This is a genomic window from Microbacterium sp. ABRD28 (genome assembly GCF_003850245.1).
Taxonomy (GTDB): Bacteria; Actinomycetota; Actinomycetes; order Actinomycetales; family Microbacteriaceae; genus Microbacterium.
The window spans coordinates 1471631-1486641 of the sequence record NZ_CP031015.1 but is presented as its reverse complement, the minus strand read 5'-3'; the positions used below and the strand labels follow the sequence as shown (position 1 = coordinate 1486641).

16 protein-coding genes are annotated in these 15011 nt (G+C 70.4%); 7 read left to right on the top strand and 9 right to left on the bottom strand.

Annotated features, from left to right (window positions below; all coding sequences use genetic code 11):
• Positions 1-13: 13 nt before the first annotated feature.
• A complete protein-coding gene (locus tag DT073_RS07185) occupies positions 14-256 on the bottom strand; it encodes a zf-HC2 domain-containing protein (RefSeq protein WP_124292770.1) in 243 nt (80 codons plus the stop codon).
• Positions 253-921: a sigma-70 family RNA polymerase sigma factor gene (locus tag DT073_RS07180; protein WP_124292769.1), complete on the bottom strand. Its 669-nt coding sequence runs from the start codon at positions 919-921 to the stop codon at positions 253-255. Before DT073_RS07180 ends, DT073_RS07185 begins: the two co-directional genes overlap by 4 nt.
• Positions 922-958: 37 nt before the next feature.
• Between DT073_RS07180 and aroA the strand changes: the two genes are divergently transcribed.
• The 3 genes from aroA to bcp are packed head-to-tail and all read left to right on the top strand — an operon-like array spanning position 959 to position 3868.
• Positions 959-2302, top strand: a complete 1344-nt coding sequence (gene aroA / locus DT073_RS07175) for a 3-phosphoshikimate 1-carboxyvinyltransferase (RefSeq protein WP_124292768.1) — start codon at positions 959-961, stop codon at positions 2300-2302.
• A 7-nt stretch (positions 2303-2309) separates the two neighbouring features.
• The gene (rsgA, locus tag DT073_RS07170) at positions 2310-3401 is read left to right on the top strand and encodes a ribosome small subunit-dependent GTPase A (protein ID WP_124292767.1); all 1092 of its coding nucleotides are present in this window, start codon (positions 2310-2312) and stop codon (positions 3399-3401) included.
• A complete protein-coding gene (gene bcp, locus DT073_RS07165) occupies positions 3398-3868 on the top strand; it encodes a thioredoxin-dependent thiol peroxidase (RefSeq protein WP_124292766.1) in 471 nt (156 codons plus the stop codon). Before rsgA ends, bcp begins: the two co-directional genes overlap by 4 nt.
• 12 nt (positions 3869-3880) lie before the next feature.
• On the opposite strand, the gene DT073_RS07160 is transcribed toward bcp, so the two are convergent.
• Positions 3881-4288, bottom strand: coding sequence for a histidine kinase (locus DT073_RS07160; RefSeq protein WP_124292765.1), 408 nt, complete (start codon positions 4286-4288; stop codon positions 3881-3883).
• A gap of 210 nt (positions 4289-4498) precedes the next feature.
• On the opposite strand from DT073_RS07160, the gene DT073_RS07155 reads away from it, so the two are divergent.
• Complete coding sequence (locus tag DT073_RS07155) at positions 4499-4747, top strand: WhiB family transcriptional regulator (protein WP_124292764.1); 249 nt, start codon at positions 4499-4501, stop codon at positions 4745-4747.
• Between the two features lie 162 nt (positions 4748-4909).
• On the opposite strand, the gene DT073_RS07150 is transcribed toward DT073_RS07155, so the two are convergent.
• From DT073_RS07150 to DT073_RS07140, 3 genes are read right to left on the bottom strand one after another with little or no spacing between them, the layout of a single operon-like run.
• Positions 4910-6397, bottom strand: a complete 1488-nt coding sequence (locus tag DT073_RS07150; RefSeq protein ID WP_124292763.1) for a sensor histidine kinase — start codon at positions 6395-6397, stop codon at positions 4910-4912.
• 57 nt (positions 6398-6454) lie between these two features.
• Positions 6455-7849, bottom strand: coding sequence for a CpaE/TadZ family protein (locus DT073_RS07145; protein WP_124292762.1), 1395 nt, complete (start codon positions 7847-7849; stop codon positions 6455-6457).
• Positions 7846-8484: a flagella basal body P-ring formation protein FlgA gene (locus DT073_RS07140; protein ID WP_124292761.1), complete on the bottom strand. Its 639-nt coding sequence runs from the start codon at positions 8482-8484 to the stop codon at positions 7846-7848. Before DT073_RS07140 ends, DT073_RS07145 begins: the two co-directional genes overlap by 4 nt.
• Positions 8485-8600: 116 nt before the next feature.
• On the opposite strand from DT073_RS07140, the gene DT073_RS07135 reads away from it, so the two are divergent.
• Complete coding sequence (locus tag DT073_RS07135) at positions 8601-8882, top strand: helix-turn-helix domain-containing protein (RefSeq protein ID WP_200829948.1); 282 nt, start codon at positions 8601-8603, stop codon at positions 8880-8882.
• A 15-nt stretch (positions 8883-8897) separates the two neighbouring features.
• Here the strand turns inward: DT073_RS07135 and DT073_RS07130 are convergent, their stop codons facing one another.
• Positions 8898-9503, bottom strand: a complete 606-nt coding sequence (locus DT073_RS07130) for a hypothetical protein (protein ID WP_124292760.1) — start codon at positions 9501-9503, stop codon at positions 8898-8900.
• Positions 9504-9632: 129 nt separating this feature from the next.
• On the opposite strand from DT073_RS07130, the gene DT073_RS07125 reads away from it, so the two are divergent.
• Positions 9633-10073: an Rv3235 family protein gene (locus DT073_RS07125; protein ID WP_124292759.1), complete on the top strand. Its 441-nt coding sequence runs from the start codon at positions 9633-9635 to the stop codon at positions 10071-10073.
• Positions 10074-10101: 28 nt separating this feature from the next.
• On the opposite strand, the gene DT073_RS07120 is transcribed toward DT073_RS07125, so the two are convergent.
• Positions 10102-11328 (bottom strand): pyridoxal phosphate-dependent aminotransferase, encoded by a 1227-nt coding sequence (locus DT073_RS07120; protein ID WP_124292758.1) that lies wholly within the window; start codon positions 11326-11328, stop codon positions 10102-10104.
• Between the two features lie 81 nt (positions 11329-11409).
• Positions 11410-14235: a preprotein translocase subunit SecA gene (gene secA / locus DT073_RS07115; protein ID WP_124292757.1), complete on the bottom strand. Its 2826-nt coding sequence runs from the start codon at positions 14233-14235 to the stop codon at positions 11410-11412.
• A gap of 141 nt (positions 14236-14376) precedes the next feature.
• Between secA and DT073_RS07110 the strand changes: the two genes are divergently transcribed.
• Positions 14377-14955, top strand: coding sequence for a PadR family transcriptional regulator (locus DT073_RS07110; protein ID WP_124292756.1), 579 nt, complete (start codon positions 14377-14379; stop codon positions 14953-14955).
• The last annotated feature ends 56 nt before the right edge of the window (positions 14956-15011 follow it).

Genomic DNA, 15011 nt, shown 5'->3' with positions numbered 1-15011 from the left:
GGTCGGAGCGGGGTCAGTGCGTGGCCTGAACGGCGCGCAGCCGCGCCAGGATCTGGTCGCGCAGCTCCTCGGGAGCCGTCTCCTTGCACGCCCGGGCCACGACCTCGGTGAGCGTCCGGGCGACCAACGCCTCGTCGCGGCATCCGGGGCAGTTGTCCAGGTGCTCGGTGATGTCGTTGTGCTCGGTCTTGCACACCTCGTTGCGGAGGTACTCCTCGAGGTCGCGCCGTGCCTTCTCGCAGCCGCAGTCCGTCATTTCTTTGCTCCCGTCGCGGCGGTGTCGATGCCGCGCTCCTTCGCGTAATCGGCCAGCAGGTCACGCAGCATCCGCCTGCCTCGGTGCAGGCGGCTCATGACCGTGCCGATGGGGGTTTTCATGATGTCGGCGATCTCCTGATAGGCGAAGCCCTCGACATCGGCGAGGTAGACCGCCAACCGGAAGTCCTCGGGAATCGCCTGCAGGGCGTCCTTCACCACCGACGCCGGCATGTGATCGATCGCCTCGGCCTCGGCCGAGCGCGTGCTGATCGCCGTCGTGGATTCGGCTCCGCCGAGCTGCCAGTCCTCCAGCTCGTCGATCGCCCCCTGGAAGGGCTCGCGCTGCTTCTTCCGGTAGGTGTTGATGTAGGTGTTGGTGAGGATCCGGTACAGCCACGCCTTCAGGTTCGTGCCCTGGGTGAAGCTCTTCCACGACGCGAACGCCTTGACGAACGTCTCCTGGACGAGGTCGGCTGCGTCGGCCGGGTTGCGCGTCATCCGCATCGCCGCGGCGTACAGCTGGTCCATGAACGGCAGCGCCTGCTGCTCGAACTGCGTACGCGTGTCCTCGACGGAGGCTGGCTGGTCAGACATCACGCGCCAGTCTACGGCGGCGACCTCCTCGACAGCCTGTGCATCAGGCCGTTCGAGCGTGGCGATCATCCCGGCTCCTCTCGGTGGTTCGTTAGGGTAGAACCCGATGACACCGCCCGGGTATTCCCCCGACTCCGACGTCCGCGCGTGGGCTGCCCCGACGACGGAGGCGCCGTTGCGTGCCGTCGTCACGGTGCCGGGGTCGAAATCGCTGACCAACCGCGAACTCGTCCTCGCCGCCCTCGCCGACGGCCCCAGCCGGCTGACCGCCCCGCTGCACAGCGACGACTCGGCGCGGATGATCGATGCCCTGCGGGCGCTCGGGGTCTCCGTCGAGAAGGAACCCGGCGACGGCGACTTCGGAGATGACCTGGTCATCACCCCCACCTGGCCGCTGCACGGGGGCGGCGCCGTGGACTGCGGCCAGGCCGGCACCGTGATGCGGTTCATCAGCCCCGTCGCGGGCTTCGCCGACAACGATGTCGAGGTCACCGCCCACGAGACGGCGCTCCACCGCCCCATGGGGGCGATGATCCGGGCCCTCCGCGACGTCGGTGTGGACATCGATGACGGGGGCCACTGGTCGCTCCCCTTCCTCGTGCGGGGTCGCGGGCACGTGCGCGGCGGCGAGGTGACGATGGACGCCAGCGCGTCCAGCCAGTTCGTCTCGGGACTGCTCCTGGCCGCTCCGCGCTTCGACGTGGGCCTGCACCTCATCCACTCCGGGGGTCGGCTCCCGAGCATCCCGCACATCGACATGACGGTCGAGGCCCTCGCCCGCAGAGGCGTCCACGTCGAGCGACCCGCGCCCGGCGAGTGGGTCGTGCCCGCGGGGCCCATCCGGGCGAAGGATGTCGCCATCGAACCCGACCTCTCCAATGCCGCCCCGTTCCTGGCCGCGGCCATGATCGCGGGCGGATCGGTGTCGGTGACCGGCTGGCCGCTGCACTCCACCCAGCCCGGGGCCATGCTCAGCGACATCCTGTCCCTCATGGGTGCGCGCGTGGTGCGCCGAGGCGGCGCACTGACCGTCACCGCCGGCGACGCCATCGCGGGCGTCGACCTCGACCTCTCCGCCGCGGGCGAGCTGACCCCGACCCTGTTCGCCCTCGCGGCCTTCGCGGATGCGCCGACGACCCTGTACGGCATCGGACACATCCGCGGGCACGAGACCGATCGCATCGCGGCGCTCGTGGACAACCTCCGTGCTCTGGGCGGCGAGGCGCACGAACTCGACGACGGCATCCGCATCGTTCCCCGGCCGCTGCAGGGCGGCCTCTGGCGCGCCCACCACGATCATCGCCTCGCCACCACCGGTGCCCTCATCGGCCTGCGTGTGAAGGGGGTGGCGGTGGACGACATCGGCACGACCGCGAAGACCATGCCCCAGTTCCCGCAGCTGTGGCGGGGGATGCTGTCCGGCGCCCCGGGCGCAGCCGCGGAGGGATGACCCCGCCGTGAGCTGGCTGGACGACACCGACGATGACGACGACCTCGACTTCGACGAGGCCGATGTGCGCGTCCGGCCGAATCCGAAAGCCAACCGTCCGCGGACCAAGCGCCGCCCGGCGCACGCCGACGCTCAGATCGGTCGCGTTCTCGGTGTCGACCGGGGTCGGTACGCCGTCCTCGTCGATGAGGACGGCGACGACGAGCACGAGATCATCGCGATGCGGGCACGTGAGCTGCGGAAGGTCGCCATCGTCACGGGCGACCGCGCGCGGCTCGTGGGCGACACCTCCGGCGACGAGGGCACCCTCGCGCGGATCGTCGGCATCGAAGAGCGCTCCTCGCTCCTTCGCCGCAGTGCCGACGACACCGATCAGGTCGAGCGGGTCATCGTGGCCAACGCCGACCAGATGCTCGTCGTCGTCGCGGCGGCGGATCCCGAGCCGCGGGAACGGCTGGTCGACCGGTACCTGGTCGCGGCGTTGGACGCCGGGATCCGCCCGCTCCTCGTCGTGACCAAGACCGACCTCGCCGACCCCGCCGACTTCCTCAGCCACTTCGAGGGACTCGAGCTCGACGTGTTCACCAGCGCGCGGGGTGAGATGCCGGTCGAGCGCATCGGCGCGTCACTCGCGGGGCACGCCACGGTGTTCGTGGGGCACTCCGGCGTCGGCAAGTCGACCCTGGTGAACGCCCTCGTCCCCGACGCGCGCCGGGCCACCGGACATGTCAACGAGGTCACCGGCCGTGGGCGTCACACCTCCAGCTCGACGGTGTCGCTGCGCTACCGCGGGGCGTCGGGATCGGGGTGGGTGATCGACACCCCCGGCGTCCGCTCCTTCGGTCTCGGTCACGTCGATCCCGCGAACATCCTGCGCGCCTTCACCGAGCTCGCCGAGGTCGCCGAGGACTGCCCGCGGGGATGCACGCACCTGCCCGACGCCCCGGACTGCGCCCTCGTCGAGGCAGCCGCGGAGGGGCGGTTGGGTCCGACCGGACCTGCGCGGCTCGACTCGCTGCAGCGGCTTCTCTCGACCTTCGCCGACCGTGGCGATCGTGCCGCGACGCGGCATCCCGCTCGCCCTAGGCTGGAGTTATGACGCGTCTGGAACCCGGAGACCCCGCCCCCGATTTCACCCTCGACGACCAGGACTCCACGCGGGTCTCGCTCGCCGACTTCCGCGGCACCGGTGTGGTGCTCTTCTTCTACCCCGCCGCGATGACACCCGGCTGCACCACCGAGGCATGCGACTTCCGCGACTCGCTCGCCCCGCTCCAGGCCGCCGGCTACGCCGTGCTCGGCATCTCCCGCGATGACCCGGCGACGCTCCAGAAGTTCCGCGAGCGCGACGGTCTGACCTACCCGCTCCTCAGCGATCCCGATCACGCGGTGCACGACGCCTATGGCGCGTGGGGCGAGAAGACCAACTACGGCAAGACGGTCCAGGGCGTCATCCGCTCGACCTTCGTGATCGACGCCGACGGACGCATCGCGCACGCCCTCTACAACGTCAAGGCCACCGGCCACGTCGCCCGGGTGCGGAGCATCCTGGGCCTCGCCGCCTGAGGTCGCGCCGGGTCAGGCCTCGGTGCCCGCGTCCTCGTCGGAGGCTTCTCGAGGCGCCGAGGTGCGCGTCGCCCAGATGAGGGTGGCGAGGACCACCAGGGCCGGCGCCGCGAGCAGCAGCGCCGAGAACGGCTGCGCGTAGGCGCCCGTCGCCGCCCCCAGCGCGACGGCGAGGATGAGCAGCTGAGTGACGATCCCTCCCGATCGCCCCCACGACACCCGTCGCCAGGTGGCCGCGGCGAAGGCGAGGACGATCGCTGCACCGGCGACGGTGAGCACGAGGAGAGCGAGCGCGGTCGTCAGGATGCCGGTGTCGCCGCCCACCAGCGCGACCACCTGCCACCCGACGAGGATCAGCAGCCCGATGCCCTCGAGAGCCAACAGGAATCCGGCGATCCGGTGGGCGATGATGTCGCGCATGAACCTCTCTCGTTCCGGGGGGCGGAAGGAAACCTGGCCGAAACCGAGACGTCGACTCTTGATTCCCTTCATGTGCTATGCGAGCATTGAACAAGCCGTGTGCTCCCACAGCGACGTGGGGCGAGCAACCGCTCGCACTCCCACAGGGTATCGGCCCCGGTTTCGGGACATACCATTTCCCCCCACCATTCTGCATCAAGGAGCACCACCATGGATTGGCGCGACAAGGCCGCCTGCCTCACCGTCGACCCCGAGCTGTTCTTCCCCGTCGGGAACACCGGGCCTGCCGTCGACCAGATCGAGAAGGCGAAGTCGGTCTGCGCCCGGTGCACCGTCACCGAGACGTGCCTGCAGTACGCCCTCGAGAGCGGCCAGGACTCCGGCGTCTGGGGCGGACTGTCCGAAGATGAGCGTCGCGCCCTGAAGCGCCGCGCCGCGCGCGCCCGTCGCGCGAGCTGACGCGCGCCCCTCCGCGGCCGGGTTCGGCCGGGGCCTCACGTCCGAGAATTGCGTTCCCCGCGACCCGTCCGAGGAGTCCATTCCCCGCGACTCGTCAAGAAAGGCGCCTGCACGCGCCGGGAAAGGACGTTCCGTGACGGGTCACGGAACGCCCGCGACGACTCAGCCCTGCATCCGCTCGATGTAGCGCAGGGGGATCTCGATCGTGACCTCGGTGCCGCTGCCGACCAGCGTGTGCCAGTCGATCGTGCCCCCGAGTTCGCCCTGGATGAGCGTGCGCACGATCTGCGTCCCGAGCCCGCGCCCGACCAGACCCTCGGGCAGCCCCACGCCGTTGTCGCGGACCCGCACTTCGAGCCGCTCATCGGTGCGGTCGGCGAGGATCTCCACGTCGCCCTCCCGTCCCGCCAGTCCGTGCTCGACCGCGTTGGTGACGAGCTCGGTCAGCGCGAGGGCGAGCGGGGTCGCGTACGCGCTCGGCAGAGTGCCGAACCGACCGGTCGAGCGCGTGCGCGCGCGGGTGTTGGGCGCGGCGGCGGCGACCTCGGCGACGAGCTTCAGCACGCGTGCGAACACGTCGTCGAAGTCCACGCTCTGGGTGAGTCCCTCCGACAGGGTGTCGTGGACGACCGCGATCGCCGACACCCGGCGCATGGCCTGCGTGAGCGCCTCGCGCGCCTCATCGGAATGCGAGCGCCGCGCCTGGATCCGCAGCAGCGAAGCCACCGTCTGCAGGTTGTTCTTCACCCGGTGGTGGATCTCGCGGATCGTGGCGTCCTTGGTGATGAGCTCCTGCTCCTGATGGCGGAGCTCGGTGACGTCGCGGCACAGCACGATCGCGCCGATGCGCGTGCCGCGATCGCGGAGCGGGATGGTCCGCAGCGACACCGTGACCCCCTGCGCCTCGATGTCGGCGCGCCACGGTGCCCGCCCGGTCACCACCAGGGGCAGCGACTCGTCGAACTCGCGTCGCGTCGTGAGGATGCGGGTGGTGACCTCCACCAGCGACTCGCCCTCGAGCTCGTCGTCGAAGCCCATCCGGTTGAAGGCCGACAGCGCGTTGGGGCTGGCGAAGGTGACGACGCCCGCGGGGTCGATGCGGATGAGCCCGTCCGACGCGCGGGGCGCGCCGCGCCGCGGCGCGGTGGGCGTCGACAGGTCGGGGAACTCGCCCGAGGCGATCATGCCGAACAGATCGTCGGCGCAGTCGTTGAAGGTGATCTGCTGCCTGGACGGTGTGCGTGTCTCGCCGAGGTTGGTGTGGCGGGTGAGCACGCCGACCGTCTCGACCGTCTCTCCGCTTCGACGCACGATCGGTACGGCCCGCACGCGGGTGGGCGTCTCTTCGAACCAGTCCGGTGAGGCGGAGTCGACGATGCGGCCCGAGACGAAGGCATCGCGCACCTGGGTCGCCCACTGGGGGCGGACCCGGTCGCTGACGATGTCGCGGTAGAACAGCGTCGCCGCGCCGCTGGGCCTCGTGTGCGCCACCGCGACGAACGAATCGTCGGCGGTGGGCACCCAGATCACGATGTCGGCGAAGGCCAGGTCGGCCAAGAGCTGCCCGTCGCCCGCGAGGCGGTGGAGCCACTCGACCTCCTCCGACCGGGAGCGGCCCTGCGCGTACACGAGATCACTGAGCGTCGACACGGCTCCCAGCCTATGCGCGGTGGCGGTGCCATCCGGTGCGGGGACGGATGCGCGAGCTCAGCGCGCTTTCGGGACGGCGACCGCTCCGCGGCGCTGCGCCCGGTGGTCATGCGGCCGCTCGGAAGCCCGGTCGTCTCCGCGCACGGCGCGTTCACGTCTGCCGCGAGCCGGGCGGATGCTCCTCTCGCGCTGCTCGCGCCGCGAAACGCCGGGTGCCGGCGGCGCGAGGGTCTCGCCCACGAACCGTCGCATCGCCGCCGCGAACGGCGAGCGCGGCGCGACCTCGGCGATGGGTCGCCCGGCGAGGAGGGCCGCATCGGCGGAGCGGGCGTCGTAGGGGACGAACCACACGTCGCGGATGCCGGCGAACCGGTCGAGGGTGCGGCGCACCTGGCCCCGCGCGTCGATGCCGAGGGCTCCCGGCCGAAGGCGGTTCGCGAGCACGGCGACGGGAGTCGACCCGACGGTCGCGCGCAGTTCGGTGTAGCCGCGGAGGAAACGGGCGATACCGACGGGGTCTGCCGCCGCGACCGCGACGACCTGGTCGGCGACGTCGAGCGCCGCAAGCGTCGCGGCATTGCGGCGCGGCCCGTCGAGGTCGCTGACGATCTCTTCGTCGCGCTCGAGCGACGACGAGACGTCGACGACGGTGAACTCCACCCAGCTGCGGCAGGCCTCCAGCGCAGCCGCCACGCGGGCGTGCGAGAGCTCGGGCCACCGCGACGGGCGGTTGATCCCGGTGAGAACGCGCACGCCGGTCTGACCCAGCGGGGTGCTGATGCGTTCGAGTTCGGCGGTGGTCAGCTCGCCGCGCCCCGCGTGACGACAGGCCGCGGCGAAGCCGGGTCCTTCGTCGGCGAGACCCAGGGCGAGAGCGAGAGCGGGGGCGTGCGCGTCGGCATCCACGAGGGCGACGCGTCGTCCGCCGCGGGCCAGTTCGAGCGCGAGCTCGACGGCGACCGTGGATCGACCCGGCGACCCGGCGGGACCCCACACGGCGATGACTCGGGGCGACGGACGCCCGGGCTCCGCGCCCGGTTCGTCGGCGGCGGCCGAGGCAGAGGCGCTGCCGCGTGTCAGGCCGGCCATGGTGAGCGCCTCGGCGATCCGCCAGCCGGGGTCGGTCAGCGTCAGGATCGACGACACTCCGTACGCGTCGACGAGGGGCCGGTCGGCGTCCCGCGCGCACAACGCCACGATGCGGACGCCCTGACGATCGCAGAGCGCCACCGCGGCAGCGGTCATGGTCCGCCGATCGGCCTGCAGGATGACCGCCTCCACCTCGCGGAGCGCCACCGCGGTGATGCGGGCATCGCTGCCGTAGGCGGCATCCTCCCCGGCGAGGGCCAACGCATCGGCGGCGACGACCGCCACGACCTCGATGTCCTCCGCCGCGAGCTGGTCGGCGAGATCCGCCCCGCGCGGTTCATCGACGGCGACGAGCACCTTCATCGTGCGCCTCCGACGGCCGGCACGACCGAGAGGGCGGACTCGTCGGACATGGCCGCGAGCACGACGGCGACGTCTGCCCGGGGGATGACGATCTCCAGGGCCGCGGCGCCCCCGCCGATCATCGAATCGTCGCGCGCGACGGAGGCCACCGTGGCATCTGCCACGAGGATCCGCGGCACATCGTAGGTGCCCGGTTCCACGAGCGGAGCGGCCCACACCTCCACCACCGATCCCGCCTCGACCGCCGCCGGGACGTCGACGGAGCTGCGGAGGACGACGGTGGTGGTGCGCACCGCGTCGGCGGACTCGACGGCGCTGCGCGGCACCAGTTCGTCGGAGGCGATGGTGCGGGAGGCCACCATCCCCTCCTCCAGCGAGCCTTCCCAGGACGTGGGATCAAGGTACGACCCCTCGATCGCGCCGAGAGCCACCTCTTCGACCCGCACATCATCGGTCGAGACGACCTCGCCCGACACGATCGTGCGGGCGGCGACGACGACGGGTACCGTCTGCCGCGCCGCCGAAACGACGAACCAGACGCCGGCCACCGAGGCCACGATGAGCAGGATGCCGAGGAGGAAGCGTGCGTCGGCCCAGAAGGCGCGGTGGCGGCGGCCGGTATCCACAGCGGTCATGAGGCCATGTTCGCTCAGGCCGAGGAACGGGCCGGCGCGTTATCCACAGCCGGGCGTTATCCACAGCGCCGCGCGGGCTCCTCGGCCCGCGCAGGCCCGCGACGATAATGGGGGTCATGCCCGAATCCCCGTCCGCCGACGTGCGCATGCTGGCGCCCGCCCAGGTCGCCGAAGTGCTGGGCGTCTCGGTGGACGAGGTGATCGCGCTCGTCCATGAGCGCCGACTCCGCGGAGCGCGGGTCGGATCCCCCGCCCGCTGGCGCGTGGAGGAGAAGAGCGTGACCGACTACCTCGACGATCAGGCCGAGGAGGCCCGGCGGATCGCCCTCTGGCATCAGTCCCAGGAAGCCAGCTTCCCGGAGCTGTGGGGTACCGGTTTCGTCCGCAACCCCGACTGACGGCGTCCGAAGGCGTCAGAGGACGCTGACCCCCTCCTCGGCTCGGAGCCATGCCAGCGCAGAGAAGGGCACCATCCGGTACCCCGTCACCTCCCCCGTCCGCCGCGGCGAACCGGGCTCGTGGAGGGCGATGTCGAGGTGGTCGGCTCCGGCCCGGTCGATCGTCCCCGTCAAGCCTCGGCCGGATGACAGCTGGAGCGCCACCGCTGCGCGGCGTCGCACGAGATCACGCACGACGAAGCCGAACGTCATCCGACCGGCGAGGCTCGAGGAGGCGACGGAGTCGGCGCGAGCGGTGCGGAGGAGGTCGGGCTGGCTCATCCGGATCCCCACGATCGCGAAGAGGGGAACGAGGATGACGCCGGCCCGCCGACCTGTCTCGCTCAACGCCACCCAGTCGGCACCGACGCCGGCGAGGTCCGCACGCAAGGTCGAACCGTCGCTCAGCTCCCACGAAGCCGCGACGTCGGACGTCGACGCCTGCAGCGCAGTCAGACGCTGACGCATCTCGAGGCGGGACAGCCGCAGGCGCTCGGCCTCGGTGTCGAGGGCGGCCCGCTCAGCCTCCCATTCGGAGGCGAGCTGGTCTTCGAGGTCGTCGAAGAAGCGGTCCCATCGCACCCCGAGAGAGTAGAGCAGAACGTGAGGAGTCGATGAGAACTTATCCCCAGGGGCTTTCCGGGCTCTTTCTGAGAGTTGCCCGTGTGTTCTACTTTTCGGCAACCGATGTCCTGACGAGATTGGCGAGAGATGGCACCGACGCCGCCGGCACCGGCCCGCGCACCCAAACCACCCACGGGTGCGCGAGAGCTTTCGGAGTACTTCGCACCGCAGCGCACCTCGACCGAAGCGCTTCCGGATCCGCAGGTCTTCATCGAGAACCTCACCCGCGGCGTCCTCGAGGTCTTCGCCGGGGTGCGGGAGGTGGAGCAGCTCGCGCGCTGGCTGACGGAGGATGCGTATCGCAAGCTCCTCACGCGGGCCAACCTCGCCGCCCGCGCCCGGAGCGCCCGCGGGGTGCCGGCCAAGCGGCCGGTGCACCAGATCCTCAGCATCCGGCACTCCTCCCCCGCCGACGGCATCATCGAGGGCGTCGTGGTGGTCGCGGGCCCGGCCCGCACCCGGGCCGTGGCAGTGCGACTGGAGGGCATGGACGGTCGCTGGCGCACGACCTCGCTCGCCCTGCTCTGACCCGCAGGTCGCTGAGCAAGTCGTGGGTCTACTGGCGGTACGACGCCAGGAAGTTGCCGAGCCGCTCGATCGCCTCGCTGAGCACCCGTGCCTCGGGCAGCGTGACGATGCGCACGTGATCGGGCGTCGGCCAGTTGAAGCCCGTCCCCTGCACGAGGAGCACGTGCTCGGCGACGAGGAAGTCGTAGACGAGCTTCGCGTCGTCGCGGATCTCGTACACCTCGGGATCGAACCGCGGGAAGGCGTACAGCGCACCCGCCGGCCGAACGCAGGTCACCCCGGGAATGGCCTCCAGCCCCTCCCAGGCCGCATCCCGCTGTTCGTGCAGCCGGCCGGTCGGCGCGATGAGCGCGTCGATCGACTGGATGCCCGAGAGCGCAGCCTGCACGGCGTGCTGTGCGGGGACGTTGGGGCAGAGCCTCGTCGAGGCGAGCAGGGTGATGCCCTCGAGGAAGCCCGCGGCGTGATCCTTCGGCCCGGTGATCACGAGCCATCCTGACCGGTAGCCCGCGACCCGGTAGGTCTTGCTCAGCCCGTTGAAGGTGAGGCACAGCAGATCGGGGGCGACGGCGGCCATCGGGATGTGCTCGGCGCCGTCGAAGACGATGCGGTCGTAGATCTCGTCGGCCAGGAGCAGCAGCGAATGCTCTCGGGCGATGTCGGCGATGCCCTCGAGCACCTCGCGGGTGTACACCGCTCCGGTGGGGTTGTTGGGGTTGATCACCACGATCGCCTTCGTACGCTCGGTGATCTTGGAGCGGATGTCTTCGAGGTCGGGTTGCCACCCCGCTGACTCGTCGCAGCGATAGTGCACCGGCGTGCCGCCGCCGAGGCTCGTCATCGCGGTCCACAGCGGGTAGTCGGGCGCGGGGATGAGCACCTCGTCGCCCTCGTCGAGGAGCGACTGCATGGTCATCGTGATGAGCTCGGACACACCGTTGCCGAGGTAGACGTCGTCGGGGTCGACCTGCGGGAACCCGGGCGTCTGCTCGTACCGGTACACCACCGCGAGCCGCGCGGACATGATGCCGCGGCTGTCGCTGTACCCGTGGGCATGGGGCACCGCATCGATCATGTCGCGGACGATCTGATAGGGCGCCTCGAACCCGAACGCCGCGGGGTTGCCGGTGTTCAGCTTCAGGATGTTGTGACCCTCGGCCTCCAGCCGCTGAGCCTCCACCAGTGCCTGACCGCGGATCTCGTAGAGAACGTCGCGGAGCTTGCGCGATTGGTCGAGCGGGCGAAGGAGCGTCATCGGTTCAGGATAGCGGCGGCGGATCGGCCGTCACCGACGGCCGCAGCCGTCCAATCGCCGGCCCGTGGACCGCCGCGGACCTCAGCGCTTCTTACCCGCCGCGCGACGCTCCGCACGATTCTGCGGGGCGGCACTCTGTCCGCCGCCGGCGTCGGCTCCGGTCCGCTGCCCGAAGGCGCCGCGGGGCGCTTCGGCCTGGGGCGGCTCGGCGACGGCGGTGGCCGCGGCCGCGGCCGCGGCCTGACGGATGCGGTTGGTCGCGGCCTGCTGCACCTGACCGCGGTCGTTGCGCACCTCGACCTCACCGGCGTCGTTGGCCGCGGAGTACTGCAGCCGCTCGCCCTCGACGGGCACCGCGCCCAGGCCCTTGGCCTCGACCTCGGCGGGCTGGTCGCCCTCGCCGGCACGCCGCACCTCGACGTCCAGGTTGTAGAGGTAGCCGACAGACTCCTCCTTGATCTGGCCCATCATCGCCTGGAACATCTGGTAGCCCTCGCGCTGATACTCGATCAGCGGGTCGCGCTGGGCCATCGCCCGCAGGCCGATGCCGTCCTTGAGGTAGTCCATCTCGTAGAGGTGGTCGCGCCAACGGCGGTCGAGCACCTGCAGCACGACGCGGCGCTCGAGTTCACGCATCGCCGGGGATCCGAGCGACTCCTCGCGGTTGTCGTAGGCGATCTTGGCGTCGGAGAGCAGCTCGCGCTTGAGCACCTCGGGAGTGATGCGGCCCTTGTTGCCGGCCTCGGCGACGACCTCGTCGATCGTGACGCTCACGGGGTAGAGGGTCTTCAGCTCGGTCCACAGGGCGTCGAAGTCCCAGCTCTCGGTGTGACCCGACGAGGTGTGGTCGTCGATGACGGCGTTGATCGCGTCCTCGATGAAGTGCTGCACCCGGTCGGCGATGTCATCGCCCTGCAGGATGTGGCGGCGGTCGGCGTAGATCGCCTCGCGCTGCCGGTTCAGCACGTCGTCGTACTTGAGCACGTTCTTTCGGATCTCGGCGTTTCGCGCCTCGACCTGCGACTGGGCGCTCTTGATGGCGCGAGAGACCATGCCCGACTCGATCGCGACGTCGTCGGGGAAGTTGGTCCGTGCCATGATCGCCTCGGCCGCCCCCGACTGGAACAGTCGCATGAGGTCGTCGGTGAGCGAGAGGTAGAAGCGGCTCTCGCCGGGGTCGCCCTGGCGGCCCGACCGACCTCGCAGCTGGTTGTCGATGCGGCGGGACTCGTGCCGCTCGGTGCCGAGCACGTACAGGCCACCGGTCTCCACGACCTTCGCCGCCTCCTCCGAGACGCGCTCGCGCACGGCCTCGTAGACGCCGTCCCACTCCGCCTCGTACTCATCGGGGGTCTCGAGCGAGTCCAGGCCCTTGGCCTTCATCTCCTGCACGGCGAGGAACTCCGCGTTCCCGCCGAGCATGATGTCGGTGCCGCGGCCGGCCATGTTCGTCGCGACGGTGACGGCGCCCAGGCGCCCGGCGCGGGCGACGATCTCGGCCTCACGGGCGTGGTTCTTTGCGTTGAGCACCTCGTGCTTGACGCCCTTCTTGGCCAGAAGCCGGGAGAGGTACTCGCTCTTCTCGACGCTGACGGTTCCGACCAGCACCGGCTGACCCTTGGCGTGACGCTCGACGATGTCCTCGACGACCTGCGCGAACTTCGCCTCCTCGTTCTTGTAGACGAGGTCGGACTGGTCTTTTCGGACCATCGGCTTGTTCGTGGGGATGGGGACGACGCCGAGCTTGTAGGTCGACATGAACTCGGCGGCCTCGGTCTCGGCGGTGCCGGTCATACCCGAGAGCTTGTCGTAGAGGCGGAAGTAGTTCTGCAGCGTCACCGTGGCGAGGGTCTGGTTCTCCGCCTTGACCGGCACGCCCTCCTTGGCCTCGATCGCCTGGTGGATGCCCTCGTTATAGCGACGACCGACGAGGATGCGGCCGGTGTGCTCGTCGACGATCATGACCTCGTCGTTCATGACGACGTAATCGGTGTCGCGCTTGAAGAGGGCCAGCGCCTTGATGGAGTTGTTCAGGAACGAGATCAGCGGAGTGTTGGCCGACTCGTAGAGGTTGTCGATGCCGAGGTAGTCCTCGACCTTCTCGATGCCGGGCTCGAGCACGCCGACGGTGCGCTTCTTCTCGTCGATCTCGTAGTCGACGCCGGGTTCGAGCGTCCGTGCGATCTTGGCGAACTCGGTGAACCAGCGGTTGGCCTCGCCGGAGGACGGACCCGAGATGATGAGCGGAGTGCGCGCCTCGTCGATGAGGATCGAGTCGACCTCGTCGACGATGGCGAAGAAGTGCCCGCGCTGGACGAGGTCTTCCTTGCGCCACGCCATGTTGTCGCGCAGGTAGTCGAAGCCGAACTCGTTGTTCGTGCCGTACGTGATGTCGGCGTTGTACTGCTCGCGGCGCACCTGCGGGTTCTGCCCCGAGACGATCGTGCCGGTCGTCATGCCGAGAGCCCGGAAGATGCGGCCCATGAGCTCGGACTGGTAGCTGGCGAGGAAGTCGTTGACGGTGATGACGTGGACGCCCTTGCCGGCGATCGCGTTGAGGTACGCGGGCAGTGTCGCCACGAGCGTCTTGCCCTCACCGGTCTTCATCTCGGCGATGTTGCCGAGGTGCAGGGCGGCGCCGCCCATGATCTGCACGTCGTAGTGCCGCTGACCGAGCGTGCGCTTGGCCGCTTCGCGCACGGCGGCGAAGGCCTCGGGCAGCAGCTGGTCCAGCGTCTCGCCGGCCTCGTGACGGGCGCGCAGTTCGGCGGTCTCGCCGCGCAGCTCCTCGTCGGTCAGCTGCGCGTAATCCTCTTCGAGCGCGTTCACCGCCTTCACGATCCGCTGCAGCTGCCGCAGGATCCGGCCCTCGCCGGCGCGGAGCAGTTTCTCGAGAGGATTGGCCACGAAATCTCCATACTGTCGGGCGAACCTCCCCATGTTATCCACCCGTGACCTTGGCGTGGGCTGGGCGAGGGCCCGCAGCGGCAAAGATGTTGCCGGGTATGCATATACTCGAGCCGCACCTGCAGCGAAAGCGAGAGACGGATGTCGGCACCGCAGAGTCTGCTCGCGATCCTCGATCAGGGCCCCTGTTACGGCTACCAGCTGCGCGCAGAGCACGAGCGGCGCACCGGCGCGGATCAGCCGATGAATGTCGGACAGATCTACCGGACCCTCGAGCGGCTCGAGCGCGACGGACTCGTGATGCGAGGAGAACCCGACGCCCAGGGCCACATCTACTGGAGCATCACCCCCGCGGGATCCGATGCCGTCGCGGAGTGGTTCGGCGCCGCCGCCGCGCGCAGGGGCGCCGGGAGAGAGGATGTCGCGGCGAAAGTCGCCCTGGCCGCGAGCCTCCCGGGCGTCGACGTCGACGGTGTGCTGACGACGCAGCACCTGTCTTCCGCCGCGGAGCTGACGCGGGTGCGCGAGGAGCTGAGCGCCGCCGAGCGCGCCGGTGCCCTCGGCCGCACGCTCGTCCTCACGGCCCGACGTGACGCGCTCGAGGCCGAGGTGCGCTGGCTCGATCACGCGGCGGCGGTGCTGGCGCAGCATCCGGATCCCGCGTTCGGCGTGACCCTGGCGACCGACAGGCCTCGCCGAGGGCGCCCTCCGCGGCCGTGACCGCGGGATCGGTTACGCCGTGGGCGAAGCCTCCCCGTCACCGCGCTGTTCTCCAG

Bases quoted from the DNA above. Each gene is read 5' to 3' on its own strand.
- DT073_RS07110 (WP_124292756.1), top strand. From the start codon at position 14,377: ATGTCGGCACCGCAGAGTCTGCTCGCGATCCTCGATCAGGGCCCCTGT.
- DT073_RS07120 (WP_124292758.1), bottom strand. From the start codon at position 11,328: ATGACGCTCCTTCGCCCGCTCGACCAATCGCGCAAGCTCCGCGACGTT.
- DT073_RS07140 (WP_124292761.1), bottom strand. From the start codon at position 8,484: ATGACCGCTGTGGATACCGGCCGCCGCCACCGCGCCTTCTGGGCCGAC.
- DT073_RS07145 (WP_124292762.1), bottom strand. From the start codon at position 7,849: ATGAAGGTGCTCGTCGCCGTCGATGAACCGCGCGGGGCGGATCTCGCC.
- aroA (WP_124292768.1), top strand. From the start codon at position 959: ATGACACCGCCCGGGTATTCCCCCGACTCCGACGTCCGCGCGTGGGCT.
- DT073_RS07180 (WP_124292769.1), bottom strand. From the start codon at position 921: ATGATCGCCACGCTCGAACGGCCTGATGCACAGGCTGTCGAGGAGGTC.
- DT073_RS07160 (WP_124292765.1), bottom strand. From the start codon at position 4,288: ATGCGCGACATCATCGCCCACCGGATCGCCGGATTCCTGTTGGCTCTC.
- DT073_RS07185 (WP_124292770.1), bottom strand. From the start codon at position 256: ATGACGGACTGCGGCTGCGAGAAGGCACGGCGCGACCTCGAGGAGTAC.
- bcp (WP_124292766.1), top strand. From the start codon at position 3,398: ATGACGCGTCTGGAACCCGGAGACCCCGCCCCCGATTTCACCCTCGAC.
- DT073_RS07125 (WP_124292759.1), top strand. From the start codon at position 9,633: ATGGCACCGACGCCGCCGGCACCGGCCCGCGCACCCAAACCACCCACG.
- DT073_RS07135 (WP_200829948.1), top strand. From the start codon at position 8,601: ATGCCCGAATCCCCGTCCGCCGACGTGCGCATGCTGGCGCCCGCCCAG.
- DT073_RS07155 (WP_124292764.1), top strand. From the start codon at position 4,499: ATGGATTGGCGCGACAAGGCCGCCTGCCTCACCGTCGACCCCGAGCTG.